We start from the raw sequence: 406 nt of genomic DNA on the forward strand, positions 1-406 counted from the left end.
CCCCCAGGGCGTGCCGCACCTCGCGGACGACGTCCTCGCGCAGCCCCCGGATCTCCGCGATCTGGGCGTCGGAGAAGCCGTGCCGCTTGGCCTCCGCGAGCAGGTCCACATCGAGGCGCTCGACGGCGGCCAGCTCGTCGGCGATCTCCTTGATCAGGAAGAGCTGGTCGACGAACCAGGGGTCGATCTTCGTGTGGTCGAAGACCTCGTCCGGCGTCGCGCCGGCGCGGATGGCCTGCATGACGAGGTTGATGCGGCCGTCGGTCGGGCGCACGGCCTCGCGCAGCAGCTCGGCCTTGTCGCCGGGCTCCCCGACGAAGGTGAACTGCGAGCCCTTCTTCTCCAGCGAGCGCAGCGCCTTTTGCAGCGCCTCGGTGAAGTTGCGGCCGATGGCCATCGCCTCGCC

General features: G+C 70.4%; 1 pseudogene. It reads right to left on the bottom strand.

The window, feature by feature from the left end:
* Nucleotides 1–406, bottom strand: a pseudogene (gene carB, locus ADL29_RS10275) (carbamoyl-phosphate synthase large subunit); the annotation flags it as partial.

The organism is Streptomyces chattanoogensis (assembly GCF_001294335.1).
GTDB lineage: Bacteria > Actinomycetota > Actinomycetes > Streptomycetales > Streptomycetaceae > Streptomyces > Streptomyces chattanoogensis.